The 19,478-nt window shown below is 70.8% G+C and carries 14 protein-coding genes and 2 tRNA genes; 10 read left to right on the forward strand and 6 right to left on the reverse strand.

Features of this window, described 5'->3' with window-relative positions; all coding sequences use genetic code 11:
- Positions 1-776: 776 nt before the first annotated feature.
- Positions 777-1,625 carry a LysR family transcriptional regulator gene (locus OG587_RS11190; RefSeq protein ID WP_329089409.1) on the reverse strand — a complete coding sequence of 283 codons (849 nt, stop codon included), beginning with the start codon at positions 1,623-1,625 and terminating at the stop codon, positions 777-779.
- Positions 1,626-2,012: 387 nt separating this feature from the next.
- Between OG587_RS11190 and OG587_RS11195 the strand changes: the two genes are divergently transcribed.
- On the forward strand, positions 2,013-3,413 hold the full coding sequence (locus OG587_RS11195; protein WP_329089411.1) for a sensor histidine kinase: 1,401 nt from the start codon (positions 2,013-2,015) through the stop codon (positions 3,411-3,413).
- A gap of 204 nt (positions 3,414-3,617) precedes the next feature.
- Here the strand turns inward: OG587_RS11195 and OG587_RS11200 are convergent, their stop codons facing one another.
- The 3 genes from OG587_RS11200 to OG587_RS11210 form a co-directional block, all read right to left on the reverse strand.
- Positions 3,618-4,910 (reverse strand): PP2C family protein-serine/threonine phosphatase, encoded by a 1,293-nt coding sequence (locus OG587_RS11200; RefSeq protein ID WP_329089413.1) that lies wholly within the window; start codon positions 4,908-4,910, stop codon positions 3,618-3,620.
- Positions 4,911-5,379: 469 nt separating this feature from the next.
- On the reverse strand, positions 5,380-5,628 hold the full coding sequence (locus OG587_RS11205; RefSeq protein ID WP_329089415.1) for a hypothetical protein: 249 nt from the start codon (positions 5,626-5,628) through the stop codon (positions 5,380-5,382).
- A 448-nt stretch (positions 5,629-6,076) separates the two neighbouring features.
- Positions 6,077-6,388 carry a hypothetical protein gene (locus OG587_RS11210; protein ID WP_329089416.1) on the reverse strand — a complete coding sequence of 104 codons (312 nt, stop codon included), beginning with the start codon at positions 6,386-6,388 and terminating at the stop codon, positions 6,077-6,079.
- A 96-nt stretch (positions 6,389-6,484) separates the two neighbouring features.
- Here OG587_RS11210 and OG587_RS11215 point away from each other — a divergent pair, with 96 nt between their 5' ends.
- A complete protein-coding gene (locus tag OG587_RS11215; RefSeq protein ID WP_329089418.1) occupies positions 6,485-9,991 on the forward strand; it encodes a BTAD domain-containing putative transcriptional regulator in 3,507 nt (1,168 codons plus the stop codon).
- A gap of 9 nt (positions 9,992-10,000) precedes the next feature.
- On the opposite strand, the gene OG587_RS11220 is transcribed toward OG587_RS11215, so the two are convergent.
- Positions 10,001-10,642, reverse strand: coding sequence for a hemerythrin domain-containing protein (locus OG587_RS11220; RefSeq protein WP_329089420.1), 642 nt, complete (start codon positions 10,640-10,642; stop codon positions 10,001-10,003).
- Between the two features lie 430 nt (positions 10,643-11,072).
- Here OG587_RS11220 and OG587_RS11225 point away from each other — a divergent pair.
- From OG587_RS11225 to OG587_RS11260, 8 genes are all read left to right on the forward strand, one after another.
- Positions 11,073-11,145: transfer RNA gene (locus tag OG587_RS11225), tRNA-Thr, on the forward strand.
- A 211-nt stretch (positions 11,146-11,356) separates the two neighbouring features.
- Positions 11,357-11,430 (forward strand) — tRNA-Met (locus OG587_RS11230).
- An 80-nt stretch (positions 11,431-11,510) separates the two neighbouring features.
- On the forward strand, positions 11,511-11,675 hold the full coding sequence (rpmG, locus tag OG587_RS11235) for a 50S ribosomal protein L33 (RefSeq protein ID WP_030921771.1): 165 nt from the start codon (positions 11,511-11,513) through the stop codon (positions 11,673-11,675).
- 292 nt (positions 11,676-11,967) lie between these two features.
- Complete coding sequence (locus OG587_RS11240) at positions 11,968-12,414, forward strand: MaoC family dehydratase N-terminal domain-containing protein (RefSeq protein WP_329089423.1); 447 nt, start codon at positions 11,968-11,970, stop codon at positions 12,412-12,414.
- Between the two features lies 1 nt (position 12,415).
- Positions 12,416-12,844 carry a MaoC family dehydratase gene (locus OG587_RS11245; protein ID WP_329089425.1) on the forward strand — a complete coding sequence of 143 codons (429 nt, stop codon included), beginning with the start codon at positions 12,416-12,418 and terminating at the stop codon, positions 12,842-12,844.
- A gap of 292 nt (positions 12,845-13,136) precedes the next feature.
- On the forward strand, positions 13,137-14,414 hold the full coding sequence (locus tag OG587_RS11250) for a glycosyltransferase (RefSeq protein WP_329089427.1): 1,278 nt from the start codon (positions 13,137-13,139) through the stop codon (positions 14,412-14,414).
- A 41-nt stretch (positions 14,415-14,455) separates the two neighbouring features.
- Entirely contained in the window at positions 14,456-15,493 is a 1,038-nt protein-coding gene (locus OG587_RS11255) for a UDP-N-acetylmuramate dehydrogenase (protein ID WP_329089429.1), read from the forward strand.
- A gap of 398 nt (positions 15,494-15,891) precedes the next feature.
- Positions 15,892-16,461 (forward strand): TMEM165/GDT1 family protein, encoded by a 570-nt coding sequence (locus OG587_RS11260; protein ID WP_329089431.1) that lies wholly within the window; start codon positions 15,892-15,894, stop codon positions 16,459-16,461.
- 120 nt (positions 16,462-16,581) lie between these two features.
- On the opposite strand, the gene OG587_RS11265 is transcribed toward OG587_RS11260, so the two are convergent.
- Positions 16,582-19,458 carry a helix-turn-helix transcriptional regulator gene (locus tag OG587_RS11265; RefSeq protein WP_329089433.1) on the reverse strand — a complete coding sequence of 959 codons (2,877 nt, stop codon included), beginning with the start codon at positions 19,456-19,458 and terminating at the stop codon, positions 16,582-16,584.
- Between the last annotated feature and the right edge of the window lie 20 nt (positions 19,459-19,478).

The following is a 19,478-nucleotide window of genomic DNA, read 5'->3' on the forward strand; positions in this document are numbered from 1 at the left end:
CAATCGTTACAGGATTGAGGGGGTTTTCACATGGTGTGACCGGGGCTGATGAGGCGATGTCAAGATCATTAAGGGCCTGGCGGATTCTCCCCTCGGTGCCCGCAGAGATTTGGGCGAAATGTCCGATATGTCGCTTTTGGGATGGCGGTGAGGGTTACGGGTTCGGCCGACTTGGAACTCCAACTATGTTGAGAGGTCCCAGTGAAGTGATCTTCGCTGTATTCGGGGGGTTCGCTGGTCCTTGATCGGCGGGCGAGGAGGGGGAGAGGCCACCGCGGATCGTGGCGGATGGCTCGCGGGCCGGGCCGGGCCGCTGTCGCCGAGACGCCGGTGCCACCCCGGTCGCGGGCGACCGGATGACCGTGGGGCGCCGCTCGGCGGCGGTCGGGCCACGAAAGCGGCGGTTGGGCCACGAAAGTCGCGGTCAGATCATGGACGCGGTCAGATCATGGAAACGGCGGTCGAGGCGCGAGAACCGGTAAACGCCGAGAAGTGGCGCCGGCGAAGTGACGACGACAAGGTGCGCCCACGGTTCCGCGGCAAGGTCCTGTGATCCGCGCCCCCGTTTTCGAGTGCTTTTCGCGGATCCGGAAAGCGGCCTGGAATCCGGGCTCCCCACTTGTTTCCATAATGCTGGAATTTGTAAGTTTCGGTTATGGGGGACCGGGTGTCCGCGAGAGGCGAAGTGCTCCGGCCGGGATTCGCGCCATTCCCTGGCCGTCGCGGACGGGCGCCGCGTCGTGACCCTGTGTGCCCGACGCGTCTTTCGGTCGACGTCAGGCGATGTGCTTCAGCAGGGCGGCTGCCGCCGGCGACGGCGCCCTGCGAGGCCGTACGACCATGATCTTCCAGCTCGGCCCATGCTGGACGAACCGGCGCACGAGCAGGTCCGGGAAGCGGGCGGCGATCGACTCCGGCATGATGCACACACCCAGATCGTGGCGGACGAGTTCGGCCGCCGCGAGGATGTCGTTCACCTCGAACGTGGTGCTGTGCTCGACAAGGGCCGTGCGGAAGGCCCGGTCGACCGAGTGACGGATCGCCCAACCGTACGGGAAGTCCACCAGGGGCAGGCGGGCCACCTCGGCGAGCGTCACCGGATCGTCGCCGACGAGTGCTGACCTGGGCAAGGTCAGCAGCCCCATCTCCTCGCGTGACAGCAGCCTGGTCACCAGCCCCCGCTGCTGCTGGCGGTTCAGCGCCACCACGGCCAGGTCCACGGTGCCCTCGCGCATCGACTGCCTGATGTCGGCCACCGACGTCTGCTGGAGCCGGACCACCACACCCGGGTGCTCCTCCCTCAGGCCGGCCAGCGCTTTGTGAAGATCAGCCCAGACACCCTGCATCGTGCCGACCGTGACCCGACCCCTCACGACGTCGACCGTCGCTCGTGCCTGATCCGCGGCCCGCAGCGTCGCGCGTGCGGCCGGTATGAACGCCTCGCCGGCCGGTGTCAGGACCACCCGGTGCGTGGTGCGGTCGAACAGGGAGGTCCCCAGCTCACGTTCCAGCGCCCGCACCGCGCCGGACACCGCGGACTGGACCACGTGCAGACGTCGCGCCGCCATTGTGAATCCGCCTTCTTCGGCGACAGCCACGACGACTTCCATGTGCCGTAGATCCATACTGTCCTCCGCGGTGATTCCATCTCGATCCGAGATGACAGTCTTCACCAATTATCGCATTCACTGCGGAACGACGGTTTTCCCTCTGGCGTTAAAGAATATTAAAGGAGCTGGAAAGCGGCAACAGGACAGATCCGAAATGTTCGCTGTCACGATCGTCTTCATCTGCGTCGCCTACGTGGTCTACGTGGTCGGCGTGCCGGTGGCCGCGACGGTACTCGTGGCGCGCTGGTTCGTCACTCGCGCACCGAGTGCACCGAGTGCACCGGGCGCACCGGGCGCACCGGGTGGTCCGCGCATCGCCGGCCGTACCGATACCGCTCAACGCCGGTCCCTCTTCGCCGCAGGTGGACGGGGCCTGGGTAGCCGACGGAGAGAACCTCGAAAATGAACACGTTGCCCCGATGGTCGGTCAAAACCGGCTTCACGCTCTTCGCCGGCGCGGTGGCGGCTTTGCTGTGCACGCTGTGCGCCACGGTGTTCATGGTGGCCACCCACTACCTGGCCGGCGAGTATCTCACCGATGAGGTGACCGCCGCGGGCGACCGCGTCGCTTCGCAGCTGGAAATGAGGGGTCATGTCCAAGACCCTCTTCCACAGGACCAGATCCGCTACATCCAGGTGGTCAGTCCTCAGGGAAAGGTCGCCGCCGCTACCAGGGTCCTGCGGGGCAGGCCCCCCATGGCACCTCCTATCCCCGAGAAGGCGAAGAAGATCACGACTTCCGTCGTGTGCGGCAAGGTCTTCCCTCGCCACGAGTGCGACCTCGTGGTCGCCCAGCAGGTCTACCTCGACGGTCAGCGCTGGACTGTCTACAGCGCCGCTCCGGTCGTTCCCGCCATGGTCGATCCGCGACTGGCCGGCGTGGTGCTGGGCGGCATGGTGCTACTGCCCACCTCCGTCATCGTCTATCTGAGCCGCCGGATCGCCGCCCGAACCCTTCGGCCGGTGAACGTCATCCGATTCGAGCTGGACGAGGTCAACGCCACCTGTCCTGGCCGCCGGGTACCGATTCCACCGGGCCACGACGAGATCCACGACTTGGCGGAAAGCATCAACCACACCTTGGGCCGACTGCAGACCGCCCTGGAACAACAGTGCCGGTTCGCCTCCGACGCCTCCCACGACCTGCGCAGCCCGCTCACCGCCATGCGCGTCGAGGTGGAGGACGCGCTGGGGGCGCCGCAGCTGACCAGCGTGAACGCGGTGGGCTCGGCCGTACTCCGCGGCCTGGACCGGCTTGAGGGGATCGTGAGTGATCTTTTGACGATCACCCGGCTGGATGCCGACGTGCCCGGTCCCTGCGACCAGGTCGACCTGGCCGAACTGGTCACCACCGAGATGTACGGCCGCCCGCGTCGGACCAAGACGATCGAGTGCCGACTGCGGGGCGGCGTGCTGGTGCTGGGTGATCGGCTGCGGTTGGCTCGGCTGCTGGTCAACCTTCTCGACAACGCCGAACGGCACGCCGACACCGCGATCACCATCAGGGTGTACCACCACCCCGACACGGACGGCGATCGACGCCCGGCCTTCGGTGCCGCGGTGCTGGAGGTCCTCGACGATGGGGCCGGAATCACCCCCGACCAGCGCGAGCTGGTGTTCCAGCGGTTCGCCCGGCTGGATGCCTCCCGCAGGAAGGACCCCGGCGGCACCGGGCTCGGCCTGCCGATCGCCCGGCAGATCGCGGAGATGACCGGCGGCACCCTCACCATCCAGGACAGCCCGTGCGGCGCGCGTTTCGTGCTCTGCCTCCCACTCGCACCAGGGGTCACACCAGCCGACTGACGTCATCACTCTCACGACCCGGCCGGCACGGCGGTCACACCGCTCCTCCCGGCCGTCGGCGTCGAGCGCCTTGAGCATGTCGAGGCCGGTCGCGGGACCGTGTGCCATGGCGGCGGCGAAGTCTCCGAAGCGCCGGGTGAGCACGCCGACGACCTGCGGCACCGGCCGGCGCGGCAGGTCGTTGACGGCGGGGCCGTCCAGCGGTCACGGAGCCGGGACGCGGAGAGCCAGGATGGCCATGTCGTCGGTCATGTGCTCTCGGCTGTGGTCGAGCGCGGCGTCCCCGATCCGTCGCACGATGTCTCCCGCGTCGAGATCCTGGCACTCCGACAGCAGGGCGATCAGGCGTTCGTCGCCGAACAGGTCCTGCTGTCTCGGCGGATGCGCCTCGGTGACGCCATCGCTGTACAGCACCAACGTGTCACCGGGCCCCAGGTCGAAACGGACGTTCCCGAGCCTCGTCTCCTCCATGATGCCCAGCACGACGCCGGGCGTCCTCAGGGACTCCACGCTTCCGTCGGCCCGTCGCAGCAGGGCGGAGGGATGTCCGGCCGTGGACAGCATTCCCGTGAAACCGTCCCCGTCCGGGCGGAAGATCGCGCACACCACCGTGAGGAACCGCCCGTCCTTGATCCGCTGTGCCAGCAGAGCCCGGTTCAGCTGCTCCAGCACCCTGCTGGGCGAGACGTGGCGGGGTGCGTCGGCCCGCAGCGTGTACCGGGCCAGGGCGGTGATCTGCGCGGCCTCCACACCGTGCCCGCACACGTCGCCCAGGACCGCGCACCAGCGCGAACCACTCGCCAGGAACAGGTCGTAGAAGTCGCCGGTCACGTCCACCTCGCCCGTGGCCGGAATGTAGGTGGCGGCGGCCTGCAGGCCGGGAACCGTCGGCATCATCGGCGGCAGCAGGCTGTCCTGGAGGGTCCGGACCAGTCTCTCGGACACTTTGCCCGCGGCCTGCAGCTCCACCACGTGCCGCTCGGAACGGGCCAGCGCGTCCCGGAGCCGGATCTCGCCCGACACGGCACGCGCCAGGATGGCCAGCGTCTGCGCGTCGGTGTCGGACCACGCGCGCGACACCGAGTCCACCACGCAGAGCCCGCCCAGGACCTCGCCGTCCGGGCCGTGGATGGGATACCCGGCCCACGCGCCGATTCCCAGCCGCTCCACCGCCGGCAGGTCGCGCACGCGGGGGTCGGTGGCGGCGTCGGTCACGAGCAACGGCTCGTTCGTCGCGACCAGAATGTGGCAGGGGCTGTCGGACACCGCGTTCCGCCGCTCGGACATGGACGGCTCGCCCATTCCGATGGCGCTCTTCCAGAACGACCGCCGGTCGTCGACCAGGGTCACGAACGCCCGCCGTGTTCCGGTCACCCGCGCGGCCAGACGGGCGAGGTCGTCGAACGACGGCTCGGGCTCGGTGTCGAGCAGGCCGGTGGCCCACACCGCCGACAGGCGTTTGGGATCGAACACCGCCGCCGGGATCTCAACGCCCATGTGCGCAACTGCCTTCTTCCAGGTACGTCATCCACGAACGCGCCGCTCATACCCGAAGCCACCGGATTCAGCCCGTGGCAGGCGATTGTGCCTCACAGAACAAACCACTACAGATCAAACTCTAAGCCAGCGCCCCCGAGACGGCGAGGCTCTCTCCCGCTCAGGGGTGACACGGCCGGTCTTCCGGCTCCGAGGGTTGTGGATCCAGCGCCCGGCGAGTGTCCCCGTCCACGTCGACCACTCACGGACGCCTGGACGCGGCGGGTTGTCGAGGCGACGGGCGGTACGGGAGCGGACCTCGTTTTCGACGGGGCCGGGCGTGGGTTTCCCGCACCCGCCGGTGGATCTTCCCGGCGGGAGGCGGACGGTTCTCGGGGGCGGTTCTCATGAGGGCGGCAGGTCTCATGGGGGCAGCCGGTCTGATGAGGGGAGCCGGGAAGGGGGAGTCGGGAGGGGCGTGCGGGTGTGGCTACAGGCCCATCTCGCGGGTCAGTAGCAGCTGTGCCTGCTCGATGTCCTCGGAGGTGTAGCCGGGGATGCTCCGGTCAAGCTGCTGGAGGAGATCCATCAGGGCCTGTTTCTGTGCCATGTGCCGGACGGGAAGCTGGTCGAGATCCACGCTCAGGAGCCAGTCGAACAGCACCACCGCGTCGGCGGTCCACAGGCTCAGCGCGGTCATGTCCGAGGCTGCCATCCTCAGGCCGGGCGTTCCGCTCATGCGAGCAACTTACTCCTATGCATATATGCGAAATAACCCACTTTGTCATCCCGATGTGGCGATGTTATGGCGCGGCCGGAACGACGGCTGACCAGTGGTCGAAAACATTCGAAAACCGATGTGAAGAGATGGCGAATACCATTCGTCGTCCGCCGGACTCATGTGTGATTGACGAATGTCCGCATTCGCGCTCCGTCCCGGTCGCGAAGCCACGGCCCCGCCCCGCCCCGCTCAGCCCGGACCTGGCCCGAAGTCCTTCCGGGATGCGTGCTCCCGCCGGCCGAGGTCGTTCTCACAGCCCCGGGGCCGGGGCGAAGCCGTGGCCTTGACCGTGGCCGACGTCGGCTGCGGCGCGGCCGGTGACCAGGCCGGGCCGTACCCCTGGATCTGGAGCGTGTGACGGGAGTGCCCCCATCACTCCTGGACGGGGTGCGTGGCGGGAGCGCCCTCACCCGCCGAGCGCGGCCCACAGGGTGCCGAACTCCTCGGGGGTCAGGGCGTTCAGGCCGAAGTCGCCGGGATAGATCGGGCCCTCGGCCAGGAAGCCGTGCTCGTCCTCGATGTGGCGCCACGAGTACGTGCGGGCGATGCCGTCCGAGCCCAGTTCGGCGTGTCTCACCGGCCAGTACTCCCCGCCGCTGTCGATGACGGTCTCGAACAGCCACACGTGGCCGTCGCCGTCCACCCCATGCCAGTACAGGTGCGGCCGGTCGCTCTCGTCGAGCGCCCGGATCGTTTCCCTGCGACGATCCTGCAGCATCGTGCTCCTCGGTGTTCGTCAAAAGGCTCGGTGATCCCTCAAACGGGCTCGGTGTTCACCAAAAGGCGTCGAAGGGCACATACCCTGCCTTTTGTTATGTTGCGTGTTCTCGGTCCGCTCCAGGCGGAGATCAACGGCCGTACGGTGGACCTGGGCACCTCCCGGCAGCGGGCCGTGGTGGCCAGGCTCGTCGCGGCGGGCGGGCACGTGGTCTCCACCGATCGTTTCATCGATGACCTGTGGCGCGGACAACCGCCGCCCAAGGCGCTGGCCGCCCTCCAGGTCTACGTGTCCAACCTGCGGCGGGTGCTCGAGCCCGAACGGCTGCCGCGCACGCCCGCCACGGTGCTGGTCAGCGCCGTCCCCGGCTACCGCCTGCGGCTGGATCCCGAGCGGGTGGACGCCTGGCTCTTCCCCCGCCTGGTCGACACGGCCGGGGTCGCGCTCGCCGAGGGGGACGGGGTACGGGCACTGGAGGTGGTGGACCGGGCACTCGCGTTCTGGCAGGGGCCCGCGTACGCGGAGTTCGCCGACGACGAGTGGGCGGAGCCCGAGGCCGCGCGGCTTGACGAGCTGCGACTGGTCGCCGTGGAGCACAGGGCGGGGGCACTGCTCGCGCTCGGCCGCAACGCGGAGGTCGAGCTTGAGCGGCACGTCCGCGCCCACCCGCTCAGGGAGAACGCGGTACGGCTGCTCGCCCTGGCCTACTACCGGGCCGGGCGGCAGGCCGACGCCCTGGGCGCGATCAGGAGGGCACGCGAGACCCTCGCCGACGAGCTTGGGGTGGACCCGGGCCCCGCGCTGCGCGCGCTGGAGGCCGACATCCTGGCCCACGCCGACTCCCTGAACCGGACGGCCGCGCCCGTCTCCGTACGGACACCGCTCTCGGACGCCGCCGGGACCGGGGCGAGAGAGCCGGATCGGGGTGACCCGGGGCGGGCGGGACCGGACCGACCGGGGCCGGACCGGGCAGGTCGCGATCATGACCGGGATCGGGACCGCGACGGGGGTCACGACCGCGACTGCGACCGGGATCAGGACCGGGATCAGGACCGGGATCGGGATCACGACCGCGACGGGGGGCACGATCACGACCGCGACCGGGATCAGGAGCGGGGCCGGGATCAGGACTGCGGCGATGTCCGTGACGGGGACGGGGGCCGGGATCTCGCCGATCCCGTTCCCGGTCTGGTGGGCCGTACGGAGGAGCTGGCGGCGTTGCGGACGGTCGCGGACCGGGGCGGGTTGCGCACGGTGTGGCTGGGCGGCGATCCCGGAGCGGGCAAGAGCGCGCTGGCGGCCGCGTTCGCCCGGCGGCTGGCGGCGCGCGGCTGGCTCACCGCGACCGGGCAGTGCCCGGAGACCGACGGCGGGGCGCCGCCCGCGTGGGCGTGGAGCGAGGTGCTGCGCGCCCTGGCCGTGGAGCGGCCGCCGGGGGGCGATCTGGCGGTCCGGCTGGCACCGCTGCTGGACGACGACGCCCCGCCGGCGGGGCCGTTCCTACTGGCTCGGGCGGTGGGCGACTACCTCCGCCGGGTCGTCGCGCGGGGCACCCGGCTGCTGGTGGTCATGGAGGACGTGCACCGGGCCGACAGCGAGACACTCCAGCTCCTGCGCCACCTCGCCACGGGAGTCGCCGACGCCGACATCATGATCGTCGCGACCTACCGGCCCACCGAGGCCGTCGACCACCTGGGGGCGACCTGGGCGGCCCTGGCCGGGCGCGACACCCACCGGCTCGACCTGGGCGGGCTCGGTGACGAGGACGTGGCCCTGCTGCTGCGCGAGCGCTCGGGGCGGGAGGTGGACGCGGTGACCGCGCGTACCGTGGCCGAGCGGACCGGCGGCAACCCGCTCTTCGTCTGCGAGACCGCGCGGTTGATCACCACGGACGGCACCTCGGCGGCCCGCGCGCTGCCGCCCGGCGTGCGCGACCTGATCCGCCGCAGGATCGCCCGGCTGCCCGCGACGGCCCAGAGGATCCTGCGGGACGCGGCCGTCGTCGGGAGGGACGTCGACGTCGACGTGCTGCTCGCCCTGGAGGGCACCGACGAGGACGCCGCCCTTGAGGCGCTGGAGGCCGGCGTGGTGACCGGGCTGCTGACCGAGCCCGTCCCCGGCCGGGTGCGTTTCGCCCACGTCCTCGTCAGGGAGACCCTCTACGAGGACACGCCCGGACTGCGCCGTACCCGCCTGCACGGCAGGGTCGTCGGCGCGCTGGAGCGGGTCCGGCCCGGTGAGGTCACCGCGCTTGGGCACCACGCGCTCGCCGCGGCCACCCCGGCCTCGGCGGGGCGGGCGGTGCCCTACGCCAGGGCGGCGGCCGAGCAGGCGCGGGGCATGCACTCGTACCGGGAGGCGGGGACGTTCTACCGGGGAGCGCTGGACCACGCCGACGACGACGCGCTCCGGCTCGACCTGCTCTGCTCGCTGGTGGCGGTACAGGCGCACGAGGGTGACGTGCTGGCCGCCAGGGAGAACCGCGAGCGGGCCGTCGCCGTCGCGCGGCGGCTGGGCGGCGGCCTGAACCGGGCGCTGACCGCGTACGACGCCCCGGTGACCTGGTCGATCCAGCCGAGCCGTCACGTGGACCAGCCGCTCGTCGACGCGCTGGTGGAGGCGCTGGACGGCGCCGACGACGAGACCCGCTGCCGGCTGCTGGCCACACTCGTCTTCGAGCTGGAGGGACACGACGACGAGCGCTGCCGGGCCTACAGCGCCGAGGCGGTCGAGATCGCCAGGCGTCTGGGCCGTACGGACCTCGTCTGCCTGGCCCTCAACGCCCGCTACTTCGTGCTGCTGACGCCTGATCGCCGCGACGAGCTGGAGGTCGTGGCCCGCGAGCTGGTCGAGCTGGGTGACGGCGCGGGGCTGCCCGGGTACGCGATGCAGGGACACCACGCCCTGTTCATGGTCAGCCTGGGCCGCTGTGACCTGGCCGCGGCCAGGCGGCACGCGGACCGCGCCCTGGAACACTCCACCACCGGCCAGCTCGGCCTCGCGCTGGGCGTGCTGTCCATGCTCGACACGCTGATCCTGCTGATCGAGGGCGACTTCGAGGGGGCGGAACGGTCCTACCTGGCCATCGCCGAGCGCATGGTGGCCGCGGGAGGGGCCAACGCCCACGCCATCGGTCCCATCAGCCGGTTCGCGACCCGGCTGGCGGGCGGCCTGCCGCAGGACATCCCCGAACTGCTGGCGCTGTACGGGCTCGCCCCCGAGGGAATGGGCGACATCGTGGTCAGGGCGCTGATCGCCGAGGGGCGCGTGGACGAGGCGCGGGCGTACTGGCGGCCCGATCAGGAGCCCCACCTGGACTACTACTGGCTCCTCTGGCAGGGCCTGCGCGGGGAGAACGCGATCGCGCTCGGCGACCGGCGGGTGGCCGAGCGGTGTTATCGGGCCCTGCTGCCCTGGGACGGCGAGCTGGCCGGGATGCACTCCGGGTCGGTCACCCTGGGACCGGTCGCCCTGATCCTGGGCGATCTCGCCGCCTTCCTCGGCCGTGACGCGACCGCCCACTACGAGCGGGCGGTACGCGTCGCCGAGCGGATCGGCTCGCCGCACTGGGCGCGCAGGGCGGCCTCGGCGCGTACGGGGTGAGGGGCCGGATCAGAAGGCGGCGAGGGGGCCGAAGACCAGTCGCCGGCGCCGCCGGTGGCCGGGCCGGAACAGGGCGAGCATCACCGTCAGCGGGGGACCGGCGAGCCTGTGCAGCCGGGCCAACTCGTCGGGCCCGGCGTACTGTTCGAGCCTCGGCAGGTCGATCCTGGCGCTCCCGCCCTTGCGGGCCTCCGTCTCGACCCGGTGCCAGTCGGCGACGGACACGTACTTCCTGATGATCGGGAAGAGCAGCCGCTCCTCCTCCGTGATGTGCTCGTCGAGCATGTCGGCCAGCCGGGTGAGGGACGTGGCGAGCGCGGCGGCGTCGCCGGTCGAGGCGAACGCGGCGGCCTGGCCGTTGATCTCGGCCAGCAGCGGGTCGAGATCGGCGTGATCGTCGCTCAGGTCGCGCAGGTCCACCTCGGCCCCGGCGGACCGTTCGAGGACGGGCCAGAGGACCTCGTCCTCCATCGTGTGGTGGTGGTGGATGCCCTGGTTCAGGGTCGTGATGAAACCGGCGATGGCGGCGGCGCGGGCCGGGCCGGCGGACTGCCGGCCCTCGGCCAGCTGGGTGGCGAGCATGGCCAGGCGGCGGACGTCACCGCGCATCGCACGGTGGATGAGCTGGAATCCCAGCAGTTCGGGGGTCATGTCGAGGGCTCCTCGGTCGGTACGGGCTGCTTACCCGACACACGATGCGACGGCCCTCTTATGACCTACTTGGTAACCACTTGGTGGCGCGACGTGGCCTCTTGGGGTGACCGGCCCGGTGTGACCGGTTTGCCGCGTGACCGGCCTGGTGCGCGACCGGTCGCCCGGTCCGGCGGATCCGACCGGACCGATCAAGCTCGGCAGGCCCGGCGGCTTCGGCGGAGGGGCACGGCGGCACGCCCGTTTCCCGGCGTTCCGCGGCGGGATTCGAGGGGGCGGACCGGACCTTGGGCGGGGGGCGTCGCGGGGCGACGGCGCGGGCGCTTCGAGGGGAACGTGTGGTGTTCCGGGGGGACCTCGATTGATTTCGCATCCCGCTGCGGAGCCGTGTATGGTTACACCTGTCCGCAAGCGAGAGCGACACGGACAGGCCCCTTTAGCTCAGTCGGCAGAGCGTCTCCATGGTAAGGAGAAGGTCTACGGTTCGATTCCGTAAAGGGGCTCAACAGCCTAAAAGCCCTAACCTTCCGGTTAGGGCTTTCGGCTTGGTTGGCCTTAAAGGCAGGTAAGGGCGAGCCAGAAAATACTCAAGGTTCCTGACGCGCGAGCGGGCATACTGGGGCAACCCAGAAGAGATCGCCCTGACCTGCACAAGTACGCAGGCACTCTGCGGGTCGGGTATCCTTGCGGGGTCGGTCGATTTTGTCGGCCCAAGGCGGAGTAGCTCAGCCAGGCAGAGCAAACGGCTCATAATCGTTGTGTCGCCGGTTCAAGTCCGGCCTCCGCTACTACCCATCCGGGGCTTCTCCCACCAGAGAGGTCCTGCCGTGGGTTGTCCACTGTCCAGAACGTAGAAAGGCACTCCCAAGTGGCTGCCACCGACGTTAGGCCGAAGATCACGCTGGCCTGCCAGGAGTGCAAGCACCGCAACTACATCACGCGGAAGAACCGGCGCAACGACCCGGATCGGCTTGAGCTGAAGAAGTACTGCCCGAACTGCAAGACGCACCAGGCGCACCGCGAGACTCGTTAGTCTGCGCGAAGCCTTCCGCCGCGGCGGAAGATGAGTGCTTCATCGGCACGCACACACTCCACGGAAACCGGCGTCCTCAGACGAGGCGCCGGTTTGTCGTATCCGCACAGTTTTCTCGCACGAGCGTTGACCACGCGAGAGAGCCGGCGGGAGAGCGGGCCGGGCTACGGTTTCCTGACGGCCCGCCTCCCGGTGATCTGCCCGAGGGCACATCCTGGAATCTTGTTCTGTCAATGTCTCGTCCAATCCGCCGGTGTCGGCCCCACCGGTTCGGTATCCGCAAAGGAGCACGATGGCTCTGAACCGTGACTTCGTCGGGCGGGCGTCCGCGCCCTCCTCCCCGTACGAGGTCAGTCGCGTGAAGATCAAAGAATTCGCGACGGCGATCGGGGACAACAACCCGATCTACCGGGACACGGAGGCCGCCCAGGCGGCGGGGCATCCCGACGTGATCGCGCCGCCGACCTTCCCCATCGTGTTCAGCCTGGCCGGAGGGTCGATCCTGACCGATCCCGAGCTCGGCCTGAACCTCGCCATGGTGGTCCACGGCGAGCAGCGCTTCGAGTACCGGCGGCCGATCCACGCCGGAGACGAGCTGGTCAGCGTCTCCACCGTGACCGACATCCGCAGCGTCGGCCGCAACGAGCTGATCACCGTCAAGAGCGACGTCAGCACCGTCGACGGTGAGCCCGTGTGCACGACCTACAACACCATCGTCGAGCGTGGAGGGGCGGGCTGACATGGCCGCGACGGTCAAGTACGACGAGGTCGAGACGGGTCAGCAGATCCCGCCCGCCGAATACGTGGTGCGCCGCGTCAACCTGGTGATGTACGCCGGGGCCTCGGGCGACTTCAACCCCATCCACTGGAACGAGCGCTTCGCCAAGACCGTCGGGCTCCCGGACGTCATCGCGCACGGCATGTTCACCATGGCGCAGGGTAGCCGGTTCGTCACCGACTGGGTGGGCGACCCCGGCGCGGTCGTCGACTACGGGGTGCGGTTCTCCTCCATGGTGGTCGTCCCCGACGACGACCAGGGCGCCGTCATCACGGTGAGCGGGATGATCGAGGAGAAGCTCGAGGACAAGCGCGTGGTGATCGTCCTGACCGCCAAGTCCAACGACTCCCGGGTCCTGTCCAAGGCCCGCGCGGTGGTCCAGCTGTCGTAGGCACCCCACGGCGGCACCCCACGGCGGCACTCGGCCGCGGGTGCCGCCGGCGCCCACGGGGCACGGCCCGGGGCTCACCGGCCACGGGCGGGCCGGGGCGCGGTTCACCGGCAGGCTCACGAAAGGACGGGGCGCGGTTCACCGGCACCGTCCTCGGCGGGCTGGAACGCGGTTCACCGGCGGGCCGGTGCATGGTTCACCGGCACCGTCCCCGGCGGGCCGGAGTGCGGTTCACCGGCAGGCTCGCGGGCCGGGGCCGAATCTTCTCCCTGTCTCGGGGTAGCCCCCCAGCATGAGCGAAGTACCTCCTAACGTGACCGGCCTGGCCGAGCGGCGGGCCAAGGCACGAGCCGAGCAGGACCACGCCGCCGCCGACGCGCTCCGTGACGAGATCAGAACCGAGGGCTGGCTCGTCCGGGACACCGCGGACGGCTTCGAGCTCATCCCCTCTCCCTCCTTCGACGTGTGGCCCACGGTGAGTTCCCTGCCCGAGGGGGGTTCCCCGGAGGCGGAGCGGGGCGGTTCGAGCGGGGAACCGGGAGCCTCCACGTCCCCGGGACGGGTCAGCACCGAAGACGGGGATGCCGGGGACGCCGCCGCCGGGCGGGACCGGTCGGCCGATGCCGGGCGGGTCGCCGAGGCAGCGGATCCGGGACGCCACCCCGGGCGGCTCGGTGACCTGGACGCGAAGAAGGTCGCCGAGAGCGAGGCGGCGCCCCAGCAGAAGCCCGAGGGTTCGGAGCTGGTCGGCCGGGCCGACGATCTCCACGGCCATCCCGAGCGGATGGTCTCCTCCCAGCTGCTGTGGGACGCGAGCCTGTCGGTCTCCCGGCTCGACGAGACCATCGTTCCCCCGGCCGGCGCCGAGGAGCCGAGAGCCGCGCGGTCGACGGTGACCGTCGCGCTGCTGGTCGACGGCCGCCCCGACGAGCTGCGCGAGTGCGTACGCGCCCTGGTCGCCCGTACGGAGGCCAGGATCCTCGCCCTCGATCTGGGGGACGTGGACGGCGCGGGAGCGGTCCTACAGGAGCTGGTGGAGGAGTTCCCCCGCCGGGTGGAGGCCTGGCACGTGGCCGAGTCGCCGCACTGGAGGGGTGGTTCCGCGGGGTGGGGCGAGAGCCGCGACAAGTTGCTGCGCCTCGACACCTCGGACGTGCACGTCGTCATGGACACCTCCGTGATCCTGGAGGGCGACCCCGTCACCCCGCTGGTCAAGGCGCTGGACGACGACGCGACCGCGGCCGGGTGGAAGGGCGTGAATCCTCGCGAGGACGACAGGGAATGGCTGGAGGCCGAGCCCGGCGAGGTCCGGGGGCTGCTCGGCCACCTGTTCGCGATCAGGCGCGACACCGCGCTCGCCGCGGGGGGCTTCCCCGCCGACGCCCGCTACTACCGCAACGCCGACCTGGAGTTCTCGCTCAGGCTGCCCGGCACCCTCGTCGCCCTGGGGAAGGATCTCCCGGTCCGCCAGGAGCGGCACCGCCGCGACGACGGCGCGGACCTCGAATACCGCGACAGGGAGTCCCAGCGGACCTACGACCGGGTGCTGAAGCTGCTGCGCGCCCCGTAGGCTGGTCCCGGATTTCGGCCGGGTCGCGGGTGGGGAAGCGCATGACGGAGCGGGTGGCGGGGGTGCGGCTGGCGCCGTACACGACGTTGGGGCTGGGAGGACCGGCCGGGGCGTTCGTGGAGGCGGGGTCGTCCGAGGAGATCGTCGAGCTGGTGGCGGCGGCCGACCGGGCGGGCGAGCCGGTGCTCGTGCTGGGGGGCGGCAGCAATCTGGTCGTCTCCGACGAGGGCTTCGACGGCCTGGTCGTACGCGTCGCCTCCCGGGGCGTCGAGGTCGAGGGGGACCGGGTCACCGCGCAGGCGGGCGAGGACTGGGACGCCCTGGTCGAGCGCGCGGTGAAGGAGGGCCGGTCGGGTGTGGAGTGCCTGTCCGGCATCCCCGGGCTGGTCGGGTCCACGCCGATCCAGAACGTCGGCGCCTACGGGCAGGACGTCTCCCAGACGATCGTCGCCGTCCGGGCCTACGACCGCCGGGCCGGTGAGGTGCGGGATCTGACCGCGCGGGAGTGCGGGTTCGCCTACCGGCACAGCACGTTCAAGGATGATCTGGGGCGATACGTCGTGCTCGCGGTCACCTACGAGCTGGCCGGGGACGCGCTGTCCGGCCCGGTCGCCTACCGGGAGCTGGCCTCCCGGCTGGGCGTCGCGCTGGGCGACCGGGTGCCGCCCGCTGAGGCTCGGGCGGCGGTGCTGGAGCTGCGCGCGGGCAAGGGCATGGTCCTGGACGCCGCCGACCCGGACACCCGCAGCGCGGGGTCGTTCTTCACCAACCCGGTCCTGACCGCCGCGCGGGCCGCCGAGCTGGAGCTGCGGGCGCCGGGGTTCCCCCGCTGGGACATGCCGGACGGGGCCGTCAAGGTCCCGGCGGCGTGGCTGATCGAGAACGCCGGGTTCCCGAAGGGTTACCGGCGCGGCCCGGCCCGCATTTCCACCAAGCACACCCTTGCTATGACAAATCCGGAAATGGTGGCCTCGACGGAGGAGCTCCTCGACCTCGCCCGCGAGGTCAGGGACGGCGTCCTGGAGAAGTTCGGCGTCACCCTGGTCAACGAGCCCGTGATGGTCGGCACCCGGCTCTGAGATTTTCCTGGGTTCTGGGGCCTTCGAGGTTCTCCCCAAGGGTTTCCCGCGGTCCGCTGCGATCCTGTGAGCGGGAATGGGCCGGCGTCCCCACCTCACGCAAGCCCCGCAAGAAGTGTCCGCTGCGGTCCTGTGAGCGGGAATGGGCATCCGATTTCTGCTGCTATGGTCTGATGGAAAGACCCGAAGGGGAGTAGTCCCAATCGCGTGATCGACATGCTGGCGCCTGAGGCGCCCGGTCGCGCGGGCCTCGGATCCAGCCGGTTCGGCTCGGCTCCGTGGCGGACGAGACCTTCGGCCTGGCAGGCATTAATGGATGCCGCCGGGCCGAAGACGTGCCCGAGACTCCCCGGGTGTCCCCCTTCCGCCCGGCTGCGTACGCGGGAAGGGCACCTTCGTTGGAAGCGTTCTGGATCAGTCTCGTCGTGATCTTCGTCGCCGAACTCGGCGACAAGAGCCAGCTCATGGCCATGACCTTCGCCACCCGGTTCAAACCGTGGCCGGTCCTCGCGGGAATCACCCTGGCCACCGCGGTGGTCCACCTCCTCAGCGTCGGCCTGGGCGGGCTGGCCGGCGACTTTCTCCCCACCACGGCGATCACGATCATCGCCGGCATCGCCTTCCTGGGCTTCGCGCTGTGGACGCTGCGCGGGGACGAGCTGACCGAGGAGGAGTCGCGAAAGGCGCAGCGCACCACCCGGTCGGCGATCATCGCCGTGACCGTCGCCTTCTTCCTCGCCGAGCTGGGTGACAAGACGATGCTCGCGACCATCACACTCGCCACCCAGTACGGCTGGTTCGGCACCTGGATCGGCTCGACGGTGGGCATGGTCGCCGCCGACGCCCTCGCCATCGTGGTCGGCCGGATGCTCGGCAGGCACCTGCCGGAGAAGGTCATCCGGTACGGCGCCGCCGCGGCCTTCGCCGTCTTCGGGGTGATCCTGCTGCTCGAACCGCTGTTCGCCTGACCGGGGCCGACGGCGAGGGGCGGGAGGCGGTGGTCGAGCGGTCGGCTGATCAGGACGAGGCGGTGGTCGAGAGTCAGCCGATCGGGGCGAGGCGGTGGGTAAGAGGCGGTGGGTAAGAGGTCAGCCGATCAGGGCGAGGCGGTGGGCGGCCGCGACCGCCTCGCCGCGGGTGGAGACGCCCAGCTTGCCGAGGATGTTGGAGACGTGGACGCTCACGGTCTTGGCCGAGATGAACAGCTCGGCGGCGACCTCGCGGTTGGACCGTCCCAGGGCGACCAGCCGGAGCACCTCCAGCTCGCGCGGGGTCAGCGGCGACTCCCCGCCTCCGGCCTGCCCGGTGGCTCCGGCCTGCTCGGCGAGGGAGATCCCGATCCGGCGGGCCAGAGCCTCGATCTCGGTGGCCAGCGGCCGGGCCGAGAGTGCCACGGCGATCGGGTAGGCCGCGCGCAGCCGGGGCGCGGCGCCCTCGCGGTCACCGCTGCCGGCCGCCATCCGTCCCCCGTGGAGCAACGACTTCGCCTGGAGGAAGGGACGGCCCAGCCGTTCCCAGGCGGTGGCCGCGGCGTCGTGGTCGCGGGTGAGACCGAGCCGGTAGGCCTCGGCGACGGGGCTGTCCACGGTCATCGCCGCCGCGGCCTTCCCGACGTGGGCGCGCAGCGCCGCCACCCGCTCGGGCGCGAGCGCCTCGACCGTCTCGCAGATCCCCCCGAGCAGGCCGAGCGTCCGCCAGCCCAGCATGGGCTTGCTCGTGATCTGCGCCTCGAGGGCGACCCGCTCGGCCACCTCCAGCGCGGCCAGCGGCTCCCCGCTGAGCATGTGCAGGCCGATCATGAGCCGGGCGTTCGCCGTCAGCTCCTGCATGAACTCCTCGGGGACGGTGCCGAAGGCGCCCACCTCGTTCAGGACGGATCTGAGCACGTCCGTCTCGCCGCGGGCGACCGCCACGTCCCCGCGGATCCGCCGCAGGTCGTGGCGGGTGCGTAGGGTGGGGTCCATGTCGAGGGCCTGCTCGGCCAGCCGGGCCGCCTCCTCGAACCTGCCCAGCGCCTCCAGCGCCTCGGCCCGGTTGTTGGCGATGAAGGTGCCCTGGGCCCGGTAGCGGCCGTACTTCCTCGCCAGCCGCTCCCCTTCGAGCGCGAGCTCGATCGCCTCGGTGGAGCGGCCCATGTTGTTCAGCGCGTCCACGTTGTTGGCGATGGCGCGCAGGACGCTGCGGCCGGACTCGACACGCTCGCCGATGGCCTGCGCGGTCTCGTTGAGCTCGATCGTGACGTCGATGCGCCCCGCGATCGAGTGGCCCAGCGCGAGGTTGAGCAGCAGCTCCGCCTCCAGGGTCTCCTCACCGTGCTCGCGCGCGATCCGCAGCGCTTCCTCGGTGAGCGCCGTCCCCTCCGCCAGCTCGCCGCTGAATATCAGGTACGAGCCCAGCTTGGACAGCACCGCGGCGCGTTCCAGCCCCGGTTCGGGGACCAGCCGCTCGGCGTAGCGGAGGTCGTCGAGCACCCCCGGCCGCCGCTTGGCCTTCTTGAACTGCGATCTTCGTACGACCAGGTTCGCCACCCGGGCGGGCTCGGTCCGTTCGTCGAGCTCGTTCAGCGCGGCCTTGACGAACTTGCTGCCCCGGTCGACCTCCCCGCACGCGCTCGCGGCCTCGGCGGCGTGCTCCAGGACGGTGGTGTGGTCCACACCGATGCGCTCGGCGGCGTCGGGGACCTTGCTCCACAGCGTCAGCACCCGCTCCAGCAGCTGCATCATCTCCTTGTGGGCGAAGGTCCTGGCGGCCTTGCCCGCCGCCTCCCAGGCGGAGATGAGGGCCCAGAGGTCGTCGCGGGCGGAGTGCCAGTGGTGGGCGATCTCGATGGCGGCCCGGCCGGGAGGCACCAGCGTGCGGTCGTTGCCGATCTCCTCGGCGAAGCGGGCGTGCAGCCGTGCGTGCTCGCCGGGCAGGAGCTCGTCGTGCACGGCCTCGCGGATCAGCGCGTGCCGGAAGACGTAGGCGCGGCCGTCGGCGACCTGCAGCACGTTGGCCGCGATCGCGGTGCGCAGCGCGTCGTCGAGCTCGACGTCCGACAGCGCGCTGACCGCGACGAGCAGAGCGTGGCCCACCCGGATGCCGCCGGCCGCGGCGATGCGCAGCACCCGCTGCGTCTCCTCGGGGAGCTGCTCCACGGAGCCGATGATCAGGTCGTGCAGGGAGTCGGGGAAGGTGCCGCTACCGCCGCACTCCATCAGCGCCTCGACGAACAGCGGGATGCCCTCGCTGCGCTGGAAGACCTTGTCGACCTGGGCGAACTCGGGCGTGGTGCCGAGGATGCCGGCCATCTGGGCCGCCACCTCCGACTGGGTGAGCCGGGGCAGGTCCATCCGGAGGACCCCGTCCAGCCGGCCGAGCTCGGCGAGCACCGGCCGGAGCGGGTGCTGGCGGTGGAGCTCGTCGGAGCGGTAGGTGAGGACCATCAGCACCGGAGCGGTGCGGAGGTTCCGGCTGAGGAAGGCGATCAGGTCGCGGCTGGAGCTGTCGGCCCAGTGGACGTCCTCGATGAGGAGGATCACCGGGTGGCGCTCCGCGAGCCGTTCCAGCAGGGTGAGGATCTGTTCGAAGAGGCGTGCGCGGGCGGTGTCGCTCTCGGTGTCGCCGCTGGGCTCGCCGAACTCGGGGAGCAGCCTGGCCAGGTCGCGCGCCCCTCCCTCGGGGAGGAGGGCCGCGACCTCCTTGGCGCCGCACTCGCGGACGAGCTGGCGGATCGCCGCGGTGAACGGCGCGTAGGCGAGGCCCTCGGTCGACAGCTCCACGCAGCCCCCGTTGAGCACGTGGGCGCCGTCGGCCGTGGCCCGCTCCGCGAAACACCCGATCAGCCGTGACTTGCCGACACCTGCCTCGCCGCCGAGCAGCACGGTCACCGCCGCGTCCTTGCGAGCCTGCTCGAACGCCTCGGTCAGGTCCGCGAGCTCCTTCTCCCGCCCCACGAAGATGGGGCTTACCGCCCGACCCACCATGTCTGCCAGCATGTCATGCC

Source organism: Streptosporangium sp. NBC_01469 (assembly GCF_036227305.1).
Classification (GTDB): Bacteria; Actinomycetota; Actinomycetes; order Streptosporangiales; family Streptosporangiaceae; genus Streptosporangium.